Origin of the sequence: Streptomyces sp. NPDC058964, from assembly GCF_042741275.1 — a bacterium.
Lineage (GTDB): Bacteria > Actinomycetota > Actinomycetes > Streptomycetales > Streptomycetaceae > Streptomyces.
In genome coordinates this window covers 1-8,304 of the sequence record NZ_JBHYKH010000406.1, presented here as the reverse complement: position 1 = coordinate 8,304, position 8,304 = coordinate 1, and the positions used below count along the sequence as shown (strand labels likewise).

The 8,304-nt window shown below is 72.1% G+C and carries 10 protein-coding genes and 1 pseudogene; 7 read left to right on the top strand and 4 right to left on the bottom strand.

Going from position 1 to position 8,304, the window contains the following annotated elements:
• Positions 1-188: pseudogene (locus ACFW2E_RS34915) on the top strand (D-alanyl-D-alanine carboxypeptidase); the annotation flags it as partial.
• A 175-nt stretch (positions 189-363) separates the two neighbouring features.
• On the opposite strand, the gene ACFW2E_RS34910 reads toward ACFW2E_RS34915, so the two are convergent.
• The 3 genes from ACFW2E_RS34910 to ACFW2E_RS34900 form a co-directional block, all read right to left on the bottom strand.
• A complete protein-coding gene (locus ACFW2E_RS34910) occupies positions 364-603 on the bottom strand; it encodes a hypothetical protein (protein WP_384472382.1) in 240 nt (79 codons plus the stop codon).
• Positions 604-674: 71 nt separating this feature from the next.
• Positions 675-956, bottom strand: a complete 282-nt coding sequence (locus tag ACFW2E_RS34905; protein WP_384472380.1) for an Lrp/AsnC family transcriptional regulator — start codon at positions 954-956, stop codon at positions 675-677.
• 41 nt (positions 957-997) lie between these two features.
• The gene (locus ACFW2E_RS34900; protein ID WP_384472377.1) at positions 998-1,759 is read right to left on the bottom strand and encodes a rhomboid family intramembrane serine protease; all 762 of its coding nucleotides are present in this window, start codon (positions 1,757-1,759) and stop codon (positions 998-1,000) included.
• 155 nt (positions 1,760-1,914) lie between these two features.
• On the opposite strand from ACFW2E_RS34900, the gene ACFW2E_RS34895 reads away from it, so the two are divergent.
• The 5 genes from ACFW2E_RS34895 (at position 1,915) to ACFW2E_RS34875 (ending at position 7,199) form a co-directional block, all read left to right on the top strand.
• On the top strand, positions 1,915-2,154 hold the full coding sequence (locus tag ACFW2E_RS34895; protein WP_376536688.1) for a hypothetical protein: 240 nt from the start codon (positions 1,915-1,917) through the stop codon (positions 2,152-2,154).
• A gap of 37 nt (positions 2,155-2,191) precedes the next feature.
• Entirely contained in the window at positions 2,192-3,535 is a 1,344-nt protein-coding gene (locus ACFW2E_RS34890; RefSeq protein ID WP_384472373.1) for an NYN domain-containing protein, read from the top strand.
• Between the two features lie 210 nt (positions 3,536-3,745).
• Entirely contained in the window at positions 3,746-4,777 is a 1,032-nt protein-coding gene (locus ACFW2E_RS34885) for an NlpC/P60 family protein (RefSeq protein ID WP_384472370.1), read from the top strand.
• A 197-nt stretch (positions 4,778-4,974) separates the two neighbouring features.
• Positions 4,975-5,979, top strand: coding sequence for an NlpC/P60 family protein (locus tag ACFW2E_RS34880; protein ID WP_384472368.1), 1,005 nt, complete (start codon positions 4,975-4,977; stop codon positions 5,977-5,979).
• A 29-nt stretch (positions 5,980-6,008) separates the two neighbouring features.
• Positions 6,009-7,199 carry a hypothetical protein gene (locus ACFW2E_RS34875; RefSeq protein WP_384472365.1) on the top strand — a complete coding sequence of 397 codons (1,191 nt, stop codon included), beginning with the start codon at positions 6,009-6,011 and terminating at the stop codon, positions 7,197-7,199.
• On the opposite strand, the gene ACFW2E_RS34870 is transcribed toward ACFW2E_RS34875, so the two are convergent.
• Entirely contained in the window at positions 7,187-7,717 is a 531-nt protein-coding gene (locus ACFW2E_RS34870) for a PadR family transcriptional regulator (protein WP_384472362.1), read from the bottom strand. The genes ACFW2E_RS34875 and ACFW2E_RS34870 overlap by 13 nt on opposite strands.
• Before the next feature lie 93 nt (positions 7,718-7,810).
• On the opposite strand from ACFW2E_RS34870, the gene ACFW2E_RS34865 reads away from it, so the two are divergent.
• Positions 7,811-8,304 (top strand): MATE family efflux transporter (locus tag ACFW2E_RS34865; RefSeq protein ID WP_384472359.1); only part of this gene is annotated, 494 nt, incomplete at its 3' end.

Genomic DNA, 8,304 nt, shown 5'->3' with positions numbered 1-8,304 from the left:
CCCCGCTGCGCACGACGGTGCGCCGGGTCAAGATCTGGACGCCGCTGGTCCTGCTCCTGGTGGTCATCCTCGGCGTGGTGCAGTCCATGCGCCCGCTGCCCGCGCCGGAGCTGGACCTCACGGCGCGGGAGAGCTTCACGTTCGAGGGCGGCAAGCCCGGGATCCCGTGGCGGGGCCGCGGGCGGGCGGGGCGGGGCGGGCCCGCGGGGCCCCGTGTGGGGGCGGGGGCCCCGCGCCCCCGCCGCGGCGGTGGCCGCGCTGCTCGGCGGCACGCTGGTCACCTTCGACGGCAGTGGCCGGACGGGGCCTGCGCACCCAGGACGGCAGGCGGCTGCGACGGACCGGGAACGCCGGTGCCGCGGCTCAGGCCAGGGGCACCCGGTCCCTCCTGACCGGCACGGAGCGGGGGACCGTGTACGCGGTGCGGGCTGCGGACGGCGGCAGCGTCTGGACGCACAGCGCCTCCGGCACCTCCGAGCCGTACGCGACGGTGGCCGGCGACACCGTCTCCGCGCGCGTGGACCAACGGGTCCCGGCCCTCGGCCTGGAGGGCACGGAGCGCTGGAGCGCGCGCCCGGCCAGGCCCGCGGCGACGACCGGCACGGCCCGGTCGCCCGCGGCGGCCGGCTCCGCGACCCCTCGGGGACCGGGACCGCGGCCGTCGACGCGACCGGCTAGTTGTCCAGTCCGATCGCGAACGCCGCCTCCAGGTCGTGCTGGGAGTACGTGCGGAACGCGACGTGCGTGTCGGTGGCCTCCACGCCCGCGATCTTGCTGATGCTGCCGGGGATGACCTCGGCCAGGTCGTCGTGCCGCTGCACCCGGACCATGGCGATCAGGTCATAGGTGCCGGTGACGGAGAAGACCTCGCTGACGCTGTCCAGCGCGGCGATCTGCTCCGCGATCTCGGGGATCCGGTCCACGCTGGTCTTGATGAGCACGATCGCGGTGATCACGGCTGGTTCTCTCCCTCGGGGCCGTCGCTGGGGCTCTCACCCTACTCGTGGTCCAGCCGGCCTGGTCGTTCTGCCGGGGGTCCGGGGGCTGTCCCCCGGGAAGGCACAGCAGTCGTCCGCCCGAACCGCACCCACGCGAAGAGGAAGCCCAGCGTGAAGCCGACCAGATGGGCGAGATAGGCCACCCCCGGGCCCTCGGTGGCGCGGCCCGCCGCCAGCCACTGCAGGGCCGCCCAGAAGGGCAGGACGACCCAGGCGGGGAAGCGCAGCGGGAGGAAGAACAGAAAGGGGAGGAGACTGGTGACACGGGCGTCGGGGAACAGGTAGAGGAACGCGCCGAGGACCGCCGAGATCGCCCCGGAGGCGCCGACCAGCGACTGCTGGGACGCGCTGTTGGCGGCCGCGTAGCCGATCAGCGCGAGATAGCCGCAGCCGATGTAGAACAGGGTGAACTGCACGCGGCCCATCCGCTCCTCGGCCATCGCCCCGAAGACATAGAGGAAGAGCATGTTGCCGAGCAGATGCACCCAGCTGCCGTGCACGAACAGGGCGGTGGCGGGGGTGAGGGCCTCCCGTACCGGGGCGGCGAAGAGCTCCGCCGGGATGACGCCCCAGTGCCTGAAATACGCCCGCTGGGCGGCCATCAGCGCGTCCCCGGTGCCGTACGCCGGATCGAGCCCGGACGCCGGCCCGAGCACGAAGATCAGACAGCACAGGGCGATGAGGCCGTACGTCATCGGCGCCGACGTGTCCCGAACCGCTCTGAAGGTCCTGCCGGCCACCGTGCTCCAGTTGCTGATCATGGACACAGAGCATGACGTAACAGGACGCAGTCGCACAGACCGCCTCGCCGCCGTGGACGGACCAGCGGTGAGTCCCTGCCAGGCCGTAGGGTTACGAGCCACACGCGTCGGGCAGACGGCGCGTCACGGACACTAGAAGGAAGCGAAAAGCCACGATGCCGGTTCCCCTGCCGACCGCCACGACGCGGTGGCGCTGCACCCTCTGCGGCAACCTCACGCGCTTCGACGTGACGCGTGCGTCGAAGGTCGTCGAGTACGTCCACCTCGACCTGGCGGGTGAGCCGAAGGTCGAGGAACGCGAGGTGGTCAGTGAGACCATCGAGTCGGTCCGCTGCCGTTGGTGCAACGCTGTGGACCAGGTGGAACTCGTGGACAGGCCGGGCGCCGACTCCTGAGCAGGAGCGGCCCCGCACAGATATTGGGGTGTGACGGATGGTGGAGACCGCAGGCGGGGGGCCGGGCGACGGCACCGCCGAGGTGCTTGACCGTCCGCTGCCCGACGGGGTGCGGCGGCGTGTCGTACAGATCGTCTCGGACGGGTTCGGGGGGCTGACCGTCGGCGAACTGCCCGCACAGTTGCGGCAGTACGCCCGGTTCGCCCCGAATCGCCGGGCGAAGTTCGCCGGGAACGCCATGGCGGCGGCCCTGGAGACCGACCCGCTGTTCCGGCAGCGCATCGGGGAGAAGCTGAGAGAGGTTCAGCCGGAACTCGCCGGCGCCCTGGACTCCGGCTCGCCGCCCCCGGCCGCGGACCCGCTCGACGTGGCGGCCGCGGCCTACGTACTGCGGCCCACGGGCTGGGTGAAGCTGGTCGCCGCGGCCGGCGAGGAGGCCCAGCGGGTGGACGCCGAGCGGGCCGGCGAGGAGAGCCGGGCCGAGCTGGAGCGGCTGCGCGAGGAGCTCGAACGGGCGCGGGAGCAGACCAGGGGCGAGACCGAGCGGCTGCGCGCCGAGCTCGAGGCGGCGAAGAAGGAGGCGGAGTCGCTGCACCGCAAGCTCCGTGCCGCCCAGAGCGACGTCAAACGCGGCGAGGCGGCCTTGCGCAAGGTGCGGGGCGAGATCGAGGCCGTGCGCGCCGAGGGGCACGCCCAGGTGTCCGCCGCGGAGAGCGAGACCCGGCGTCTCAAGGCCCGTCTCGGGGAGGCCGAGGCGGCGCTGGAGGCTACCCGCAGGGCCGCCCGTGAGGGACGCAGTGTCGAGGACATGCGGGTACGGCTGCTGCTCGACACCGTGCTCGATGCGGCCCAAGGGCTGCGCCGGGAACTGGCGTTGCCGCCCGTGTCCGTACGCCCGGCCGAGACCGTGGACGCGGTCGAACCGGGACGAATGACCCCGAAGGACATCGCCGCACGCGCGCTGTCCGAGAACGACCCCGCGATCCTCGACCAGCTCCTGGCCCTTCCGCAGGCGCACTTGGTGGTCGACGGGTACAACGTCACCAAGACCGGCTATCCGCAGATGCCGCTGGAGAAGCAGCGCCTCAGGCTGCTCGGCCAGCTCTCGCAGCTCGCCGCCCAGACCGGCGCCGAGGTGACGTGCGTCTTCGACGGCGCCGAACTGGCCGCGCCGGTCCTGCTCGCCCCGCCGCGCGGGGTCCGGGTGCTGTTCTCCAAGCCGGGGGTCACGGCCGACGAGCTCATCCGCCAGCTGGTCCGCGCCGAGCCGCCGGGCCGTCCGGTCATCGTCGCCTCGACCGACCGCGAGGTCGCCGACGGCATCGCCAAGGCGGGTGCCCGGCCTGTCGCTTCTGCGGTACTCCTCAAGCGACTGTCCTGAACATCAACGTACGGGTCCAATGCCCGAATTGATGGGACTTGTGCGCGACGTTGTGTCAAGCAGGTCTCACTGCATGTGAGTTGTGTGCAAAGAATGCATGCCGTGACGGGATTTTTTGGTGTGAGGATTTGAACTGATCACAGCAAGGTCACTAGGGTCTGGGCTCGAACCTCCACACGGGTGATCACTCAAAAGAAGGAGCCCGTCTCCGTGGCGTCCCATCGTCGACCCAAGCAGCCGAGTCGCACGCGCGTGACCGTGCTGACCACCGCAGCCGCCGCTGCCGTCGTTCTGAGCGCGAACGCCGCCAACGCGGCGCCCGGCGAGAAGCTCAGCAAGAGCGAGGTCAAGGCCAAGGTCGACAAGCTCTACGAGGAAGCGGAGCAGGCCACCGAGAAGTACAACGGGGCCAAGGAGAAGCAGCAGAAGCTGCAGAAGGAAATCTCCACCATCCAGGACAACGTCGCCCGCGGCCAGGAGGAGCTCAACAAGCTCCGTGACGGCCTGGGTTCGATGGCGAGCGCCCAGTACCGTTCGGGCGGCATAGACCCGTCCGTCCAGCTCTTCCTCTCCTCGAACCCGGACGACTACCTCGACAAGGCGTCCACGCTCGACCAGTTGAGCAGCCAGCAGGTCGAGGCCCTGAAGAAGATTCAGGACAAACAGCGCGAACTCGCCCAGGAGCGGGCAGAGGCCGGCGACAAGCTCAAGGACCTCGCCTCCACCCGCACCGAGCTGGGCAAGAAGAAGAAGGAAGTCCAGGGCAAGCTCGCCGAGGCGCAGAAGCTCCTCAACACCCTGACGGCCAAGGAGAAGGCGGACCTCGCGGCCGAGCAGGCCCGCGCCAGCCGCTCCTCCAGCGAGCGTGTCGACCTCGGCAACGACTCCTCCGCCTCCAGCCGGGCCGCCGCGGCCTTCTCCGCCGCCCAGAGCAAGCTCGGCACGCCCTACGTCTACGGTGCCTCCGGCCCGTCCTCCTTCGACTGCTCCGGCCTGACCTCCTGGGCCTACGCCCAGGCCGGCGTCACCATCCCGCGCACCTCCGAGGCCCAGGCCGGCATCGGCACCCGCCTCACGATGAGCCAGCTCCAGGTCGGCGACCTGGTGTTCTTCTACGGCGACCTGCACCACGTCGGCCTCTACGCCGGCAACGGCCAGGTGCTGCACGCCCCGCACACCGGTGCCGTCGTCCGCTACGAGTCGAGCAGCAACATGCCGTTCCAGTTCGGCGTCCGCGTCTGACGCTGCGGCTGCCGCCCGAACGGGCGATTCGCGACAACCGAAGCTGACCCCACGACCCGCTGCTGACCTGCGTCGGCGGCGGGTCGTCGCGTTGGGCGGCCCATGGGCGCCTTTGGACGGTACGTGTCCGCACGGCTACTGTCTGCCGGGTTTTCCGAGCAGTCAGACGTCCGTCAGCGGAAGGAGCGCGGCTTCCCGTGGGGTCCCATCGCCGCCTTGTACCGTCCGGGTTCGACCGGGGCGCCACCGCCCTGTGCGTACTGTCCGCCGCTGCCGCCGCCCTCGGCGCCGTACCGGCGGCCGCCGCGCCGCACGGTGGCACCCGCGCGGAGGTGGACCGTCTCTACCATGAGGCCGAGAACGCCACCGAGGCCTTCGACAGGGCGGGAGAGCGGGCCGGCGCGCTGCGCAGGGAGGTGGTCCAGGCGCAGGACCACATCGCCCGGCAGCAGGAGCGCATCAACACCATGCGGGAGGCGCTCGGTTCGCTGGCCGGAGCCCAGTACCGCTCCGGCGGGATCGACCCCACCGTGGCCCTGCTGTTCTCCGACGACCCGGCCGACTACCTCGACAGGGCCTCCACCCTCGACCGGATCGGCGCCCACCAGGCCGAACAGCTCCGGAAGCTCCGGTCGGCCATGCGCGAACTCGCCCAGGAACGCGCAGAGACGGCCGCGAAGCTCGCCGATCTGGAGAAGAGCCGCAAGTCGGTCGAATCCCACAAGCGGATCGTGGAGCGGAAACTCGCCAGGGCCCGGCAGCTGCTCAACTCCCTGCCCGCCGCGGAGCGCGCCGCCTACGAGCGGGCCTCCCGCGGCTCCGGCCCGCCGGACCTCTCGGGCGCCGTCGCCCCGGACGCCCGCACGGCCGCGGCCGTCGCCGCAGCCCGCTCCGCCCTCGGCCGTCCCTACGTCTGGGGCGCCAACGGGCCCTCCGGCTTCGACTGTTCGGGCCTGATGCAGTGGTCGTACGCGCACGCCGGGGTCCATCTCCCGCGCACCTCGCAGGAGCAGCGCTACGCGGGCAGGCAGATCCCGCTCTCCCAGGCGCGCCCCGGCGACCTGGTCGTCTACCGTTCCGACGCCAGCCATGTGGCGATGTACGTGGGCAACGGCCGGGTGATCCACGCGCCCTATCCCGGCGCGCCGGTGCGCTACGACCCGGTCGGGATGATGCCGGTCTCGTCGGTCACCCGGGTCTGACTTCGCGCGTCGGGCCGTACGATCGGGAAGTGGCTGGTCGCAGACGGGCGTGGTGCTCGGGAGTGGTGGCTCTGTGTCTGCTGTTCGTCCCCCTCGCGGGGTGCGGCGGGCAGAGCGGTGCCGAATCCGCGAGGACAGAGGTGCAGCGGCTGCTCGACCGGCGGTCGGCGGCGCTCCTCGGCCACGACGAGACGGCGTACGGCAGGACGGGCACACGCACGTCGTACCGGAACCTACGCGCGGTGCCGCTGGCGTCCTGGGCGTACCGGCTGACCGGCCTGCGCCGCACCGGCGCCACCGCCACCGCCGACGCGGAGCTCAGCTACCGCGTCGGCGATTACGACAAGGCCCCCGTCACCACCGATCGCGCGCTCACCCTCAGGCTCACGGCCGACGGCCACTGGTACGTCGCCTCGGACCGCCCCGCGAACAAGTCGTCCCGGCAGCTGTGGGACGAGGGCGTGGTGACGGCCGTCAAGGGCGGGCGCAGCCTGATCCTCGGGGTCGGGCAGTCGGACGGCGCGCTGCACACCTACGCGCGGCTCGCCGACCACGCGGTGCCGGCCGTGTCCCGGGCGTGGGGCACGCACTGGACGCGGCGGGTCGTCGTGCTCGTGCCGGAGTCCCTGGAGGGCATGGCGGGGCTCCTCGGCTCGCCGCCCGCGTCCTACCGCGGGATCGCGGCCGTCACGACCGGTGAGGCGGGCGGCTCGGGAAGGACGCCCGCGGACCGGGTGGTCGTCAACCCGGAGGCGTACGCCCTCCTGGGCGCCGTGGGCAAGCAGGTCGTGCTCACCCACGAGACGACCCATGTGGCCACCCGGGCGGACACGACCCCGGCCACCCCCCTGTGGCTCTCCGAGGGGTACGCCGACTGGGTCGCCTACCGCGGCACGGGCCGGACGCCCACCGAGGCCGCGCCGGAGTTGGGGCGGGCCGTGCAGGAGGGCCGTGCCCCGGCGGACCTGCCCACCGACAAGGACTTCGGCTTCGACAGCGACCCCACCCGGCTGGCCCAGGCCTACGAGAGCGGCTGGCTGGCCTGCCGGATGATCGCCGACCGCTGGGGCGAGGCCCGGCTCGGTGAGTTCTACCGGGCCGTCGGCGCGCACGGGAAGCGGGCGGGCGCGGTCGAGGGCGCGCTGAAGAAGGTGCTGGGCACGACCACGGACGGGTTCACCTCGCAGTGGCACGACTACGTGCGCGCTCAGCTCGGCTGAGAGAGCAGGTCCAGGGCCTCGCGCAGCCACTCGCGCTCGGCCTTCCCCGTCGCCCGCGCGACCCGCAGCACGCCCTGCCGGAACAGGTCGCCGGCCTCCTCCGCCCGCACGGGCTCGCCGCCCCGGTAGAAGAAGCTCGCCGGGGTCTCCAGGAACTCCAGCCGGCGGCGCAGCACGGCGGCCTGCTCCGCGCGGTCCGGCAGGTGCCGCAGGAAGGCCAGCACCGTGTTGAAGCGGACCTGGTCCGTGATCTCGGCCTGCTTGGGGTGCCGCAGCCGCTCCAGCAGGTCCTCGCGTCCGGCGTCGGTCAGCGACAGCACCCGGCGCGGGGCGGCGCTCGCCCCCTCCTCCGCGTGCTGTTCGAGTTTTCCCGCGGCCACCAGTCGGGTGATGGCGGGGTAGAGGGCGCCGTCGCTGACCGGACGGACATGACCGCTCAGCGCCTTGATGCGCTCCTTCAGCTCGTAGCCGTGCAGCGGTTCCCCGGCCAGGAAACCCAGGATCGACAGTTCCAGCATGCCGGTCGCCTCCCTTGCGGACGTCGTGTCCCCATGATACCTCTTTTCGAGCTACCTCGATTAGAGGTATCCATGCCGAGGGGGATCCACCGCATGAACGCCCACCGCAAGCAGCTCGTCTCGCTCGCCCACCCCGTCTACTTCTCGCTCCTCGCCTCCGTCGCCTCCGGGATCATCAACACCGTCTGGGTTTCCCGGCTCGGCGGAGCCGCCGTCGCCGCCGTCGCCGTCGCGACCAACACCGAGAACGTGCTCCTCGGTGTCGCCCTGGTCTTCGCCTCCGGGACGACCGTGCTGGTCGCGCACGCCAGAGGAGCCCGGGACCCGGGCGCCGTACGGGCCGCGGTACGCGGCGGCTGGGCGCTGTTCGCCCTGGTCACCCCGGCGGTCGTGGCCGGCGGGCTGCTGCTGCGCGAGCCGCTCGCCCGGCTGGTCCTCGGCGGGCACGGGGGCGCCGCGGACGCCCTGGCGACCGCCTACTTCGCCGTCTCACTGCCGGGCATGGCCGTCTTCTTCGCCCAGCAGCTCGTCGACGGCATACTAAAGGTGGCCGGCGACACACGCAACCCGATGCGGCTCGCACGGCT

Excerpts from the sequence above, each read along its gene's own strand:
- ACFW2E_RS34895 (WP_376536688.1), top strand. The coding sequence starts at position 1,915 with ATGCCGGTTCCCCTGCCGACCGCCACGACGCGGTGGCGCTGCACCCTC.
- ACFW2E_RS34870 (WP_384472362.1), bottom strand. The coding sequence starts at position 7,717 with ATGCTGGAACTGTCGATCCTGGGTTTCCTGGCCGGGGAACCGCTGCAC.
- ACFW2E_RS34890 (WP_384472373.1), top strand. The coding sequence starts at position 2,192 with ATGGTGGAGACCGCAGGCGGGGGGCCGGGCGACGGCACCGCCGAGGTG.
- ACFW2E_RS34900 (WP_384472377.1), bottom strand. The coding sequence starts at position 1,759 with ATGATCAGCAACTGGAGCACGGTGGCCGGCAGGACCTTCAGAGCGGTT.